We start from the raw sequence: 14,469 nt of genomic DNA, 5'->3' as shown, positions 1-14,469 counted from the left end.
ATGGCGCTAATCAACCTACTGCCGTGGCGAGAAGAGCAGCGCAATCAACGTCGCCAGAGACTCATGCTGATGTTCATCACAGCAACATTCGTTGGCTATGTTAGTGCTTACTTCGCCATGGTTAGGACGGAAGGAGAGGTGAGCGCTCAGCGAGATCGAGTCGATTATCTGCAAACGGCAATCCAAGGTTATCGAGATGAGATCAAAGCGCTCTCGACTGCTACCAAGGAGCTCGAGACACTGGAAGCAAGACTGGATTATGTAGAGAAGCTTCAACGTCAGCGGCATCAAACCATTGCCGTCATGAACCTGCTCCCCACCTTGATTCCTGAGCAAGTTTATGTCGATAAGCTTCGTATGGAAGGGGGGAGTTTTAAGCTCAGCGGGATCGGTGAGAGTACGGCTGTACTCGCGCAAATGCTTGACCGGTTTGAGCAATCGAAGGTGATCAACAGTGTGGAGATGCACTCTATTGTTCACAACCGAGAACGATTTGGAAACAAGTTCCAATCCTTTCAGCTCTCTTTTCACCTTGATAGTGAGGCTCTTTTGCTATCGGTTTCGAAAGGGCGGGTATTGAAAGAGCGGGTTTCGCAAGAGCGGGTATCGAAAGAGCAACAACGACTAGATGGTGAGCATTAATGTCATTGGATTTCGATTTAGACGACATTATCGATTGGTCATTAGGTCCGCAGCTACTCTTGGCCGCGTTCATCTTGCTGGTATCCACAATGTTGAGTACGTGGTTTTTGGTCAAGCCTAGCTATGAAGATTTGAATTATTACAAGCAACAAGAGAGCCAGCTAAAGCAAGAACTGGAGGTGGTCGCACGCAGAGCAGCAATGTTACCGATTGCAGCTAAGCAGATTGAGGATTTAACCATTCACTACGAGCGATTAATGAAGCAGCTACCTGCTCAGCAAGAGCTGGCAAGCGTATTGGCGGCGATGAATGAGCAAGGCTTGAATAACCATTTGACCTTCACACGTATCAACTGGGGCAAGCGAAAACCTCAGCAATTTTTGCTCAAACTACCTATCGATATCGAACTGACTGGGAGTTATGACGATATCGGTCGATACACACAAGCCATTGCCGAACTTCCAAGAATAGTATTGATTGAGAACGCCGAGTGGCAGCGAGTGAGCCTTGAGAGTAGTACGTTGCACTTTCGTGTGAATGCGTCGACTTATCAATACGTTCAGGAGCGCTTGGAATGAGAAACCCTAAGTGGACATTATGGCTTATCACGACGCTACTCGGTGGTTGCAATGCCCATCAAGACTCATTGGAGAGTTTTATTGTCATGACGGAAGCGAAAACCGAGCAACAGCACGTCTCAGAGCGCTTACTAAAACCCGCTGAACTCGTTGAATTCAAGAGTTTTCACTCTCGCTCGCCATTTGATTTACCCAAAACGGCGCTTGTTCAAACGCCAGACCGAAATAAAAGTTGCTGGCAACCTAGAGCAAGAACTAAGCAAGGTTTGGAGCGGTTTCGACTCGATGAATTGCAAGTAAAAGGCGTGATGAGTAAAGGTGGAAAGATGAGTGGCCTGGTGATGTTGCCTAATCGTCGAGTGGTTCAAGTTGAGGTTGGGCAGTATCTAGGAGAGAACAACGGCAAGATTGCAAAAATCACCGATAGTGGGCTGATCATCGGGGAAACCTTATCCGATGGGTTAGGTTGTTGGTATCAGCGTCAGATTAAGTTGGCGATGAAGTAGTGGAGAAGGCAGTGCAGTATCACGTTAATTTTGGGGCTCGATATCTAATCATTGCTCTGGCGTTAGTTTTGTTTGGCTTGGTATCTAGTATGGCAAATGCCAACAATCTAGAGCGCGTATCCTTTGAGGTGGATGACAAGCGTCAGGGCGTCATTGTTATTGAGTTATCTGATAACGCTATTGCGGTGGATGTCGCTGGGGTTGAGTATGGTCTCGATATCATGCTGCAACAAACCTCGGTGGGCGCTGAGCAGCTGTCGATTTATGATGTAACCGATTTTGCCACATTGGTGAACATGATAGAGGTATTCGATGAAGCGCCACACGCTCGCCTTCAAGTCTCCACTACCCAAACTGTCGACTACCAAACGATCGTAAGAGGGAATCAACTTCGAGTGACCGTTATTCCACTTACTCAAGAGAAAGCCGATGAGAAAGCGCTCGGAACCATCAACAAAGGGCAACTAACCTCGATTAATTTTCAAGATATGCCTGTGCGCAACGTGCTTCAGCTTCTTGCCGATTACAACGATTTCAATCTAGTCGTATCCGATACGGTGCAAGGCAATCTCACATTGCGATTAGATAGCGTGCCGTGGACAGACGTTCTGGACATTATCTTAAGAGTGAAGGGTCTTGATAAGCGAGTGAAAGGGGACGTAGTGCTAGTTGCTCCCAAGGCTGAGCTGGACAGACAGGAGAAGCAAGCGCTTGAAAAGAATCGACTGACCGAGCAAATAGGGCAGCTCGAGTCGCAGGTCGTCAAGATTCACTACGCTAATGCCTCGGATGTCGCAGCCATGATCGGTGGCGAAGGGGCGGTGAGTATGCTCTCGGAAAGAGGCTCTGTCGCGATTGATGAGCGGACCAACTCCCTACTGTTACGTGAGTTACCGAGCAACATTAACGTGATTAAATCGATCATTGCAGAGCTCGATGTACCAGTTAAACAGGTACAGATAGAAGCGCGTGTTGTGACGATCAAAGAAGGTAATGTTGAAGAGCTTGGTATTCGTTGGGGTGTCAGCTCGACCAATGGTAATACGACAATTGGTGGCTCGATTGAGAGTAACCTGGCCGCCGCGGGCATTGGTGACGGGAGCCTTGAGATCGATGATATTCTGAATGTAAACCTGCCAGCCATTTCCGACAATGCATCGAGTATCGCCTTTCAAGTGGCGAGTCTGGGTTCAAACACCTTACTCGACTTAGAACTCTCGGCACTGCAAAACGAGTCAAAAGCAGAGATCATTTCAAGCCCGAGACTTATCACCACCAACAAGAAATCTGCCTACATTGAGCAAGGGACTGAGATCCCATACCTCAAATCCACTTCAAGTGGAGCAACCGCGGTAGAGTTTAAAAAGGCGGTGCTCTCGCTTACCGTCACCCCACAAATTACGCCAGACAATCGACTCATTCTGGATTTGGACGTTACCCAAGACCGTGTTGGTGAAGTGCTGAAAACCCTCGAAGGAGAAACGGTCGCTATCGATACTCAACGAATTGGCACCCAAGTGTTAGTCAACAATGGCGAAACGGTGGTTTTGGGAGGAATTTATCAACATTCCTTTTCAAATAAGATAGATAAAGTGCCGCTTCTCGGTGATATTCCGGGTTTAGGTGCATTATTTAGACGAACCTACGAGAATATCGGCAAGAATGAGTTATTAATCTTTGTCACGCCACAGATCATTACCCCTACACCCATCGTGGCTGAGCTTGGTAACTCATTGTAATTTAGCCAGTAATTGAAAATGACTAAAAATAAAGTTGCATTCAAGTCACCTTACCTTGATAATTTCGGGTCTTATCACGACTTATCTGTGAGGAATCGGTGCCACAAGCCCTTTTTTCCGAGGCTCCTTATCGGTCTTTTCTTGTGGCGATGTCATTGAATTAACGTTGTAAATTAATGCTGAACATGGCTGAGAAACGTAATATTTTTCTTGTTGGCCCTATGGGTGCCGGCAAAAGTACAATCGGTAGACACCTAGCTCAACAACTTCATATGGAGTTTGTTGATTCTGATACCGTAATTGAAGAGCGCACAGGCGCAGACATCGCATGGGTGTTTGACGTTGAAGGCGAGGAAGGTTTCCGTAAGCGCGAAGAAACCGTTATTAATGATCTAACCGAGCAGCAAGGTATTGTACTTGCTACTGGTGGTGGTTCTGTAAAGAGCAAAGACAACCGTAACCGTCTGTCTGCTCGCGGTATCGTTGTTTATCTAGAGACTACTATTGAAAAACAACTAGCTCGCACAAACCGCGACAAAAAACGTCCACTACTTCAAACGGATAACCCACGCGAAGTACTAGAGAACCTAGCGGACGAGCGCAATGATCTATACAAAGAAGTGGCGGACTATGTTGTTCGTACTGACGATCAAAGTGCAAAAGTGGTAGCCAACCAAATCGTAAAAATGCTAGAAGAAGGTTAATCAAACCTTTTTTATTAGGAGAGCAAACCATGGAACGGATTACGGTCGATCTTGGTGAGCGCAGCTACCCAATTTCAATTGGTGCCGGGTTATTCAAAGACTCGGCTCAATTTGCCCAAATTCCAGACGGAAAATCGGTGGTGGTGATTACCAACACCACAGTTTCCCCTCTATATGCTCAAACCATTCTTGAACAGCTTGATAGCAAAGGGTGTAAGACCTCACTGCTAGAATTGCCGGATGGTGAGCAATACAAATCGTTAGACACCTTCAACACCGTGATGACCCATTTGCTTTCCGGCAACTATGGTCGTGACGTGGTGGTCGTTGCTCTTGGTGGCGGCGTGATTGGTGACCTAGTCGGCTTCTCTGCCGCTTGTTATCAGCGCGGTGTTGATTTTATTCAGATCCCAACGACTCTGTTGTCTCAAGTCGACTCGTCTGTTGGCGGCAAGACTGCAGTTAACCATGAGCTGGGTAAGAACATGATTGGCGCCTTTTATCAGCCTCAATCTGTCATTATCGATATCGAGTGTTTGAAAACCCTTCCAGAGCGAGAGTTCGCTGCTGGCATTGCAGAGGTTATCAAGTACGGCATTATCTACGATCCGTCTTTCTTTGAGTGGCTTGAAGAGAATCTCGACAAGCTGTATGAACTCGATCAGCAAGCGCTGACCTACGCGATTGCACGCTGCTGTCAGATCAAAGCTGAGGTGGTCGCGCAAGACGAGAAAGAATCGGGTATTCGTGCGTTATTGAATCTAGGTCATACATTTGGTCATGCGATTGAAGCAGAACTAGGGTATGGTAAATGGTTACATGGAGAAGCGGTCTCTTCAGGTACGGCAATGGCGGCGCATACTGCACAACTGCTTGGTGACATTACACCAGAGCAGGTGACTCGTATCATTAGCCTGCTTGAGCGTGCCAAGTTGCCGGTGCACACACCAGAATCAATGAGCTTCGATGATTTTATGAAGCACATGATGCGCGATAAGAAGGTGCTTTCGGGCAAGCTTCGTTTGGTGTTGCCAACGTCTATCGGTACCGCTCAGGTCGTCTCTGACGTACCAAGTGACTTGATCAAGCAAGCAATCGATTTGTGTCGACAGTAATGTCGTCGCATTAAGCCTTAGTTAGGCTGATGACGCTTATATGAGAAGAGGCTCCATTGTGGGGCCTCTTTTAGTTTGGATGGGTGTAAATAGGGAACGAATGAGTTTGTCCTACGAATTGCGAGTGCTTGAACTCGACTCGCAGACACAATTACTTGAGCGAATGCAGCTGTTAACTCAGTTTGCATCGAACTTTGTTGTTGTCAAAGGAGAAGCCGGTGCCGGTAAAACGTGGTTGGCACATCGCTTTTTAGAAGCGTGGTCGCACGACAAAAACCAATCGCTGGTCACCTGTCTTGCGAATCAAGAAGACGAGGTGAATCGCGGCAACATCTTAAGGCAGTTGTTTCCTCAATCGATGTACAGCACAACAGACTCTCTCAACGACAGTGTTGAGCGTATCTTAGAGGGGGAGTCCTGTAACATCGTGATTGTGGTAGATAACGCTCATCATGCCTCGCAAGCACTACTGGCTGAACTGTGGTTGTTGTTCACCGCGGCCCTGCACACCCCGAAGCAAAACATTAGTATTGTACTGTTTACCGCTAGCGACTCCGTGTCGAGCAAGCTTTCCCGGCTAAGCCATGGCATGGAAGCGAAGCCCGTTGAGCTGGATGTGGATGAGCTGTCTGATGCGGAAGCAGAGCAGTTTTTTGACAGTTTAGTGCTTCGCTATCTTGATGAAAGCGTTGAAAAAAGAACCAAAAGCGCGTTTACTAATACCAGACCACTTCCCGGAGAGATTTTGGCGCTAGGAGAGCACAAGGTGGAAAAGAAAGTGATTATTCGTTCTTTAGTCGGTTCGCCGGCTAAGATTGCAGCCACAATCGCAGTGATTCTCTTACTGCTGTTTTTGGGCTACCGTTGGCTCCTGCAGTCACCAAAACCAAGTGTTGAGCCGCTAGAGCCAGCATCGAGCGAGCAAACGGTCATCCCGACCCTAGATCAGCCACAAGATGCGGCGACGCTCGAGCAAGCAGAAAAGGCCAATCGAGAGATGCCTGATGATCTAACAGCAACGGATGATTCGTTGGCACTGCCTCCGACAGTAACGTCAGAAACCGCGAGTGTGGGCGAAGCGGAGTCAGGTGAGCGTGTTGTTATTACCTCCGATGTCGTTGATGCCCTGCTTGAGGATAAAACGGACATTGCTGCCGAGAAAGCCACGGAAATACAACAAGCGGTAGATAGTGCCAGTACTAGCGCTCAGCAAGCGACTCGCTCACCACAAACGCCACCAGAAGAGACTGTGGTCGAGATAGAAGAGACCGAAGCGTTGCAAACGCCAATTACCTTCTCTTTTGCGAGAGACCAGCTCAATGCACTGCCATCGAATAGTTACACGTTGCAAATCGCGGCAATGACCGAGATGGAAGACGTGCAGCTGTTCCTAAATCAGCACACCTTCGATAAGCCAATTCGTGTTTACCCGACGCTGCGCGGTGAGGAAAAGTGGTATATCGTTACCTACGATAACTTCCCAAGCATTCAATCGGCTCGAGATGCGGCAGATAATCTGCCTAGTGAGATTAAGTCGCTGGGTCCTTGGCCGAAAGCGATGAGCCAAGTGAAACGAGAAATCGAACGCTGGGCTGAATAAGCTTTCGACCTAGTCGCCTGTGAGCGAGTTAACGGCGACTCAGTCAACATTTACACCAAGCGCTGTTGACCTTTCTACCAGAAAGGTCAACATAACAATTTGAATTATGATATATTCCCCAGCCTTAATTTTTGGGGTGGCAGTAAATAGAGCAAGTAATGAAGAAGCAACGTGCCTTTCTTAAGTGGGCTGGTGGAAAATATGGCTTGGTTGAAGACATTGAAAAGCATCTGCCAGACGCTAGAAAGTTGGTAGAACCCTTCGTTGGTGCAGGCTCTGTTTTTCTGAATACGGATTATGAGCAATACCTGCTCGCCGATATTAACCCTGATCTTATCAATCTTTACAATCTGCTTAAGACGCAGCCAGAGCAATACATTGCGGAGGCAAAACGTCTGTTTACTCCAGAGCATAATCGTAAAGAAGTCTATCTCGATATTCGCGCTCAGTTTAATCAAACCGACGATGTTATGTTTCGCTCGGTGGCATTCCTGTACATGAACCGCTTTGGGTTTAACGGCTTGTGTCGTTACAACAAAAAGGGTGGCTTTAACGTACCGTTTGGTTCTTACAAAAAGCCATACTTCCCAGAAAATGAGATGGAGTTTTTTGCGGAGAAGGCGAAGAAAGCGACCTTTGTGTGCGAGGGTTACCATGAGACCTTTAAACGCGCTCGTAAAGGCAGCGTGATTTACTGCGATCCACCGTACGCACCGCTCTCTAATACGGCCAACTTTACCTCTTATGCAGGTAATGGTTTTACCTTAGATGACCAAGCTGCGCTGGCAGATGTGGCGGAGCACGCGGCATTTGACCGTGGCATTCCAGTGCTGATCTCCAATCATGACACGACATTAACGCGTCGCTTGTATCATGGTGCTCAACTCAATGTGGTCAAAGTGAAACGTACCATTAGTCGTAATGGTGCCGGGCGCAATAAGGTCGATGAATTATTGGCGTTATTTGAGCCGCGAGATCAATAACTCCTCCTTAGGGACTAGGATTTAATCAACCGCTTCGGTAGAATTGCGCACGCTTGCAATCCATTTCACTGAGGTTAGGTATGAAAGACTTTCTTATTGCTCCATCCATTCTCTCTGCAGACTTTGCTCGTCTGGGTGAGGATGTCGAAAAAGTACTCGCTGCGGGTGCTGACGTCGTTCACTTCGATGTGATGGATAATCACTATGTGCCTAACCTAACGTTCGGTGCGCCAATCTGTAAAGCGCTGCGCGACTACGGCATCACGGCTCCTATTGATGTTCACCTAATGGTGAAACCTGTAGACAGCATAGTGCCTGACTTTGCTAAAGCTGGCGCAAGCATGATCACTTTCCACGTCGAAGCGTCTGAGCACGTTGACCGTACGCTTCAGCTCATCAAAGAGCACGGCTGTCAGGCGGGCGTGGTACTTAACCCAGCAACGCCGCTTTCTTGCCTAGATTACATCATGGACAAGGTAGACCTGATTCTACTGATGTCAGTAAACCCAGGCTTTGGTGGTCAGTCGTTCATCCCATCCACGCTAGATAAGCTGCGTGAAGTTCGTAAGCGTATCGATGCATCGGGTCGTAACATTCGTCTAGAGATTGATGGCGGCGTTAAGGTGGATAACATCCGCGAAATCGCTGAAGCGGGTGCAGACATGTTTGTTGCGGGTAGCGCTATCTTCAATCGTCCTGATTACAAAGAGGTCATTGACGAGATGCGCGCTGAACTTGCGAAAGTAGAAAGCAAGTAACGGGCAGTCATGATGAGCACAATTAAACTCGTTGTATTCGATCTCGATGGTACGCTTCTCGACAGCGTGCCTGACCTTGCCCTAGCGGCTGACCAAGCGGTTCAAGAGCTTGGTTACCCTGCGGTAACAGAAGAGCAAGTTCGTGACTATGTTGGCAATGGCGCTGACATCTTGATTGGTCGCTCGCTGAGCCAAAGCATCGAGGTTGACTCAAGCTTGTCTCCAGAGCTACTCACGAAAGCGCGTGTTCTGTTCGATGATTTTTATAAAGCGAGTGGTCATAAACTTAGCCACCTTTATCCAGCAGTGCATCAAACGCTGGATACCTTGGTTGCAAACGGTATCACTGTCGCTCTGCTAACCAACAAACCATCAAAGTTTGTTCCAGAGCTATTAGAGCAGCACAAGCTGGATAAATACTTTAAGCATGTGTTGGGTGGCGACGCGTTTGAGAAGCGCAAGCCAGATCCTATTGCTCTTAACTGGTTGATGGAGCAAGAACAAGTCTCTGCCGACCAAGTACTGATGGTTGGCGATTCAAAGAATGACATTCTTGCGGCGCGCAACGCGGGCTGTCATGCATTTGGTTTGACCTATGGTTACAACCATGGTGAGCCAATTGCCAATGCCAAGCCTGATTTTGTCGCTGACATTGTGTCGGACGTGCTAAAAGCGGTCGGTATCGACGCTTAACTTCCTCAAAATGCCGCGAAGCCAGTGTCTTTGGGTATCCTCGTTATAAAACACTGGCAAAATACTCGCCAATGAGTACACTGCTAAAACCGCGTTAAAATAACGCGGTTTTTCATTCTCCTAAATTATCTCGTCAAGAAGTCGAAGGAATCATAATCATGAGCAAACCCATTGTATTAAGTGGTGTTCAGCCGTCAGGTGAACTAAGTATCGGTAACTACTTGGGTGCTCTACGTCAATGGCAACAAATGCAAGACGACTATGACTGCCAGTACTGCGTTGTTGACCTTCATGCCATCACGGTTCGCCAAGATCCGAAAGCGCTGCATGAAGCAACTCTAGACGCACTAGCAATCTGTCTTGCGGTTGGTGTTGATCCAAAGAAGAGCACGCTATTTGTTCAGTCACACGTACCAGAGCATGCTCAACTTGGTTGGCTTCTTAACTGCTACACCCAAATGGGTGAACTGAATCGTATGACTCAGTTTAAAGACAAATCTCAGCGTTATGCGAACGATGTTAACGTCGGTCTATACGATTACCCAGTGCTGATGGCTGCGGATATCCTGCTTTACGGTGCGCACCAAGTACCAGTCGGTAGTGACCAGAAGCAGCACCTAGAGCTAGCACGTGATATCGCGACTCGCTTTAACAACATCTACAGCCCTGAATCGCCGATCTTTGAAGTGCCAGAGCCGTACATTCCAACGGTGAATGCACGCGTAATGAGCCTGCAAGATGCGACTAAGAAGATGTCTAAGTCGGACGATAACCGTAAAAACGTGATCACGTTGCTAGAAGAACCAAAGTCGATTCTTAAGAAGATCAACAAGGCGCAAACAGACACAGAGACGCCACCACGCATTGCTCACGATTGGGACAACAAAGCGGGTATCTCTAACCTAATGGGTCTGTACTCTGCTGCGACTGGTAAATCATTTGAAGAGATTGAAGCGCAATACGCTGGCGTTGAAATGTACGGTCCATTTAAGAAAGATGTCGGTGAAGCACTCGTTGCTATGCTTGAGCCAATCCAATCTGAGTATCGTCGTATTCGTGAAGATCGTGTTTACATGGATGAAGTGATGCGCCAAGGCGCAGAGAAGGCATCTGCTCGCGCGGCAGAGATGCTAGCGAAAGCGTACAAAGCGGTGGGTTTTGTCGCTCGCCCATAGGTGTAACGCACTTAACTATTGATAATTAAATCATTGAATTTAAAGCTCCTTGGTTCGCCAAGGGGCTTTTTTTGTGCGTATTCACTTATCCTGTTGATAGTTTGGCACAGGTGGCAAACTTGGTACTTTAAATTTGATCGATATCTCAGTTAACTGAATGTTCATTATTCATTTGCAATAAAAATGACAACACTCGTCTCGAAAATAGCAAGCTTATATACAACAAAGTGCAATCATGGCAACGGACAGATTGCCATTCAATTCGAGGTGAATGATGACACGCACAAACAAAAAGCAGTGGTTGGCGTTGGCTGTCTCATCCGCATTAGCGGCTGGGGCGCACGCCGAAATTTTTATTTCTCAGTATGTTGAAGGTGGTGGCTATAACAAAGCCGTAGAGATAGCGAACTCAGGTGACAGTGATGTCACTTTGACTGACTATCAACTAGCAAAGTCACCTAATGGCAATGGTTCTTGGGATTCGCTCGACCTGTCGAGTTACACCATTCCCGCGCATTCGGTATTGGTGTTTGCAAACTCCAAGGCTGATGAGGCAGTGCTGGCGCTAACGTCGGTTGCAACAACTCATCAAGCGCTGAACTTCAATGGTGATGACCCTATTGCATTGTTGGATAGCAATGGGCAGGTTCTGGACATGGTTGGTGCGATGGGTGAGACCTTCGGCAAAGATAAAACCCTAGTTCGCTACCAAAATGCCTATCAGCCATCAAGTGTCTACATTGCGCAGCAATGGGCAACGTTAGCAAAAGATGACCTTACCGGACTGGGGGAGCTCGAAGCTCTTGAGCCTCCGCAAGCCTTCCAGTGTCTCGATAATGGTAATGACCCGGTATTTACCGCGATTCAGGCGATTCAAGGAGAGGGGAGTCGCTCGCCATACATCAATGGCTACCCTTATATCACGGACGAGCAGTTCTTTGTTCAAGGCGTGGTATCCGCAGTCAGTACGGGCATTAATCAAGGCTTCTATTTGCAGGCTCTAGAAGATGATCATAACCCGCTGACATCAAATGGCTTGTATGTTTACACCCAGTCTAATCCAAGCCTTACGGCTGGAGATGTAGTGTGTGTTCGCGGGCAAATCCAAGAGTTTTACGGTCAAACACAGCTAAAACTTAATGAGCAAGATTGGATAAAACAGGGCGAGCAGACAGCGCCTGTAGCGACACAGATTGAGGTGTTGGCATCCGATGAGAACTTTGAGCAGACCCTTGAGCGCTACGAGGGAATGTTGGTGAATCTGCCGCAAGCCCTAGATATGCGCGTCAGCCGTACCTTTGGTTATGACTATTCTGCTCGTCGCAATAACATGGTGCTGGCTCACGAGAGGGTGAATCTGCATCCGAACCAAAAATACGCGGCCGGATCGGATGAGGCTAAAGCGCAGAGTGAAGATAACTCACTACGCCGTCTATTCGTCGAGTCACCGACGCCAGCCGCCAATGGCGTGGTGCCTTACTACCCTGAGTTTGGTCGCAGCGATGTCGACCAAGATGGCAGCACCGAAGACTACATTCGTATCAACGATACCCTATTTGGCATCGAGGGTGTGATTGGCTACAGCTATGGCGACTATCGCTTGTATGTGACCAGCACCATCTCTAAGGATAATTTTGTTCGTAATACGCCGCGTACCGAACAGCCTAACCTAGCGGAGCAACCTTGGAATAAAAAAGATCTGCGCGTTGCGACCTTTAATGTACTCAACTATTTCACTTCACCATTTGGTGGTGATGAGAACCGTTTCGGAAGTAATCGCGGGGCAAGTAACCTAGGCGAGTTTGAGGTACAACAAGAGAAAATCTTACAAGCTCTGCTGCGTTTAGATGCCGACATCATTGGGTTGATGGAAATTGAGAACAATGGTTTTGGTGATAACGGTGCCATCGCTCAGTTGGTGAACGAGCTAAACGCGCGAGTGGATAATCGCAAACAGCGCTATGAGTTTGTGTCTGTCGATAGTAACCAAGATGGTGTGATTGATGCGTTAGATGCTGTGGGTACCGATGCGATTACGACAGGTGTTATCTATCGCCCAAGCAAGGTAAAACTCAAGCAGGTCAACGTGATAGAAATGCCGCGCCAGATCGCCCCTGAGGTGTTGGATGATGATGGCAAAGTGATCGAAGATGGTAAGAACTATCAGCGTAATACCCTAGCACCAACCTTCAAGGTGAAGGGGGGCAAAGAGAAGCTGACCGTGGCAGTGAATCACTTTAAGTCAAAGGGCTCCAAATGTTGGGAAGATGCGGCTCCCGAGTCTGAGGGTGGGCAAGGTGGTAAAGATGTCGATCAGCAAGGCTCATGTGAGGCATTTCGCGTAGCGGCAGCAGTGGCATTGGGTGATGCGCTTGCTCAAATTAAGGGGCATAAGGTGGTGTTAGGTGATTTCAATGCCTACGGCAAAGAAGACCCAATGCTGGTACTGACAGACTATACGGCTGAGCAATATGGCAAAGTCATTCGCGCTGCCCGCAATACCTTCATTGGTGAAGATGAGCAGTTTGGAGATCAGGGCGCTGTTATCGACCACAACTATGGCTTTATTAACGTGCTGGGTGAGATGCACCCTGACGGTTGGAGCTATTCTTACAATGATGAAGTAGGTGCGCTAGACCATATCCTCATTAGCCCGAGCTTATCAAAGCGCGTGGTTGATGCGACCGAATGGCACATCAATGCGGCGGAATCGACCTTGTTTGATTATAACGATGAGTACAAAGGTGATCTGCCTAAGTATCAAGATCATTACCGCTCGTCAGATCATGATCCTGCTGTCATTGATCTCAATATAAATGGCGGCTCCGTTGGTTTTTTTGCTCTGTCTGTACTTGGTCTTATGGGATGGCGTCGTCGACAGCTAAGTCGCTAATACATTCTGATCAAATCTAACGCATACGCGGTGGGACCTTAGGTCTCGCCGCGGTTTTCTTCTTATTTTTTCTTGCCTTTCTGCCACCATGTTGCAAAATACCGCCTTATTTTTTGCAAACTCAATGTGACCGCGAGCGCTATGCTACTCATCATCGATAACTACGACTCCTTTACCTTTAACCTGTTTCAGTACTTCTCTGAACTGGGCGCTGAGGTGAAAGTGGTACGCAATGATGAGATTGATATTGCAGGCATTGAGGCTCTAAACCCTTCCCACTTGGTCATTTCCCCTGGCCCTTGTACACCCAATGAAGCAGGGATTTCGCTCGAGGTGATCAAACACTTTGCTGGCAAATTACCACTGCTTGGCGTCTGCTTAGGTCATCAGGCGATTGCACAGGTGTTTGGTGGCGAGGTGGTACGTGCAAGACAAGTCATGCACGGTAAGACATCACCGATTCGACACACGGATCAGAGTGTGTTCTCAGGACTCAACAATCCCCTCACCGTGACGCGTTACCACTCGCTCATTGTTGATCGTGACAGTCTACCTGACTGCTTTGAAGTGACCGCTTGGACCGAGCTTGAGAGTGGTGAATTTGATGAAATCATGGGGTATCGTCATAAGAGCCTCAACATCCACGCAGTGCAATTCCACCCAGAATCCATCAAGACTGAGCAAGGGCACGAGCTTTTGCGTAACTTCTTGTTGCAGAAATAGTCGATCTAGATCACTTTTTTTTGTTTTCTTATCTCTCATAAGTTTAACTTATGGGATTGCAAAATTATTCGCATTTACTGATGTATGGCGAGTGGAAACCTTGCGTGAGAACTTTCTTTGCCCCCTTGTCAAAAAACACTTCATTCAAATTCATTTATGGTGCATAAATAGTCATAAGGCGATATTGAATTCGGCGCAAAGTGCGCCTAAAAAGTATTTTTCACTATTGCTATGGTTAAATAATTGTAAATACAATGCTGCATCTGTGGAACGGCGATAGAAAATGTTCTTCCGCTATTGGAAAGAGAAGGTTCCCCTTAGTCGCCTTTTTGAAGGCAAACCTCTTTTCACCCACACGCA

General features: G+C 47.6%; 13 protein-coding genes. All 13 read left to right on the top strand.

Translation table 11 applies throughout. The features are described 5' to 3' along the window. The 13 genes from AC6I8Y_RS15195 to AC6I8Y_RS15135 all read left to right on the top strand — a co-directional run bounded on the left by AC6I8Y_RS15195 (window position 1) and on the right by AC6I8Y_RS15135 (window position 14,109). Window positions 1-642, top strand: coding sequence for a PilN domain-containing protein (locus AC6I8Y_RS15195; RefSeq protein WP_394153297.1), 642 nt, complete (start codon window positions 1-3; stop codon window positions 640-642). Then, complete coding sequence (locus AC6I8Y_RS15190; RefSeq protein WP_234495067.1) at window positions 642-1,220, top strand: type IV pilus inner membrane component PilO; 579 nt, start codon at window positions 642-644, stop codon at window positions 1,218-1,220. The genes AC6I8Y_RS15195 and AC6I8Y_RS15190 overlap by 1 nt, the downstream gene beginning before the upstream one ends. Beyond that, complete coding sequence (locus tag AC6I8Y_RS15185; protein ID WP_498020447.1) at window positions 1,217-1,726, top strand: pilus assembly protein PilP; 510 nt, start codon at window positions 1,217-1,219, stop codon at window positions 1,724-1,726. Before AC6I8Y_RS15190 ends, AC6I8Y_RS15185 begins: the two co-directional genes overlap by 4 nt. An 89-nt stretch (window positions 1,727-1,815) precedes the next feature. Then, complete coding sequence (locus AC6I8Y_RS15180) at window positions 1,816-3,465, top strand: type IV pilus secretin PilQ (protein ID WP_498021526.1); 1,650 nt, start codon at window positions 1,816-1,818, stop codon at window positions 3,463-3,465. A gap of 185 nt (window positions 3,466-3,650) precedes the next feature. Continuing rightward, complete coding sequence (aroK, locus tag AC6I8Y_RS15175; protein ID WP_042477283.1) at window positions 3,651-4,169, top strand: shikimate kinase AroK; 519 nt, start codon at window positions 3,651-3,653, stop codon at window positions 4,167-4,169. A 29-nt stretch (window positions 4,170-4,198) separates the two neighbouring features. Beyond that, on the top strand, window positions 4,199-5,284 hold the full coding sequence (aroB, locus tag AC6I8Y_RS15170) for a 3-dehydroquinate synthase (protein WP_042477191.1): 1,086 nt from the start codon (window positions 4,199-4,201) through the stop codon (window positions 5,282-5,284). Between the two features lie 100 nt (window positions 5,285-5,384). Further along, window positions 5,385-6,884, top strand: coding sequence for an SPOR domain-containing protein (locus AC6I8Y_RS15165; RefSeq protein ID WP_498020446.1), 1,500 nt, complete (start codon window positions 5,385-5,387; stop codon window positions 6,882-6,884). A 158-nt stretch (window positions 6,885-7,042) separates the two neighbouring features. Further along, entirely contained in the window at window positions 7,043-7,867 is an 825-nt protein-coding gene (locus AC6I8Y_RS15160) for a Dam family site-specific DNA-(adenine-N6)-methyltransferase (protein ID WP_234495071.1), read from the top strand. A gap of 80 nt (window positions 7,868-7,947) precedes the next feature. Next, entirely contained in the window at window positions 7,948-8,625 is a 678-nt protein-coding gene (gene rpe / locus AC6I8Y_RS15155) for a ribulose-phosphate 3-epimerase (protein WP_252012666.1), read from the top strand. A gap of 12 nt (window positions 8,626-8,637) precedes the next feature. Further along, window positions 8,638-9,318, top strand: a complete 681-nt coding sequence (locus AC6I8Y_RS15150) for a phosphoglycolate phosphatase (protein WP_394153347.1) — start codon at window positions 8,638-8,640, stop codon at window positions 9,316-9,318. A gap of 158 nt (window positions 9,319-9,476) precedes the next feature. Beyond that, window positions 9,477-10,493 (top strand): tryptophan--tRNA ligase, encoded by a 1,017-nt coding sequence (gene trpS / locus AC6I8Y_RS15145; protein ID WP_498020445.1) that lies wholly within the window; start codon window positions 9,477-9,479, stop codon window positions 10,491-10,493. Window positions 10,494-10,767: 274 nt separating this feature from the next. Further along, complete coding sequence (locus tag AC6I8Y_RS15140; RefSeq protein WP_498021525.1) at window positions 10,768-13,386, top strand: ExeM/NucH family extracellular endonuclease; 2,619 nt, start codon at window positions 10,768-10,770, stop codon at window positions 13,384-13,386. 141 nt (window positions 13,387-13,527) lie between these two features. Continuing rightward, a complete protein-coding gene (locus AC6I8Y_RS15135) occupies window positions 13,528-14,109 on the top strand; it encodes an aminodeoxychorismate/anthranilate synthase component II (protein ID WP_394153349.1) in 582 nt (193 codons plus the stop codon). Window positions 14,110-14,469: the final 360 nt, after the last annotated feature.

Source organism: Vibrio sp. KUL78 (genome assembly GCF_059725505.1).
Note: the sequence above shows the minus strand (reverse complement) of the source record. Positions and strands in the feature narration are given on the sequence as shown.

Excerpts from the sequence above, each read along its gene's own strand:
- AC6I8Y_RS15195 (WP_394153297.1), top strand. The coding sequence starts at position 1 with ATGGCGCTAATCAACCTACTGCCGTGGCGAGAAGAGCAGCGCAATCAA.
- AC6I8Y_RS15135 (WP_394153349.1), top strand. The coding sequence starts at position 13,528 with ATGCTACTCATCATCGATAACTACGACTCCTTTACCTTTAACCTGTTT.
- aroB (WP_042477191.1), top strand. The coding sequence starts at position 4,199 with ATGGAACGGATTACGGTCGATCTTGGTGAGCGCAGCTACCCAATTTCA.
- AC6I8Y_RS15150 (WP_394153347.1), top strand. The coding sequence starts at position 8,638 with ATGAGCACAATTAAACTCGTTGTATTCGATCTCGATGGTACGCTTCTC.
- AC6I8Y_RS15165 (WP_498020446.1), top strand. The coding sequence starts at position 5,385 with ATGAGTTTGTCCTACGAATTGCGAGTGCTTGAACTCGACTCGCAGACA.
- rpe (WP_252012666.1), top strand. The coding sequence starts at position 7,948 with ATGAAAGACTTTCTTATTGCTCCATCCATTCTCTCTGCAGACTTTGCT.
- AC6I8Y_RS15190 (WP_234495067.1), top strand. The coding sequence starts at position 642 with ATGTCATTGGATTTCGATTTAGACGACATTATCGATTGGTCATTAGGT.
- AC6I8Y_RS15180 (WP_498021526.1), top strand. The coding sequence starts at position 1,816 with ATGGCAAATGCCAACAATCTAGAGCGCGTATCCTTTGAGGTGGATGAC.
- AC6I8Y_RS15140 (WP_498021525.1), top strand. The coding sequence starts at position 10,768 with ATGACACGCACAAACAAAAAGCAGTGGTTGGCGTTGGCTGTCTCATCC.
- AC6I8Y_RS15185 (WP_498020447.1), top strand. The coding sequence starts at position 1,217 with ATGAGAAACCCTAAGTGGACATTATGGCTTATCACGACGCTACTCGGT.
- AC6I8Y_RS15160 (WP_234495071.1), top strand. The coding sequence starts at position 7,043 with ATGAAGAAGCAACGTGCCTTTCTTAAGTGGGCTGGTGGAAAATATGGC.
- aroK (WP_042477283.1), top strand. The coding sequence starts at position 3,651 with ATGGCTGAGAAACGTAATATTTTTCTTGTTGGCCCTATGGGTGCCGGC.
- trpS (WP_498020445.1), top strand. The coding sequence starts at position 9,477 with ATGAGCAAACCCATTGTATTAAGTGGTGTTCAGCCGTCAGGTGAACTA.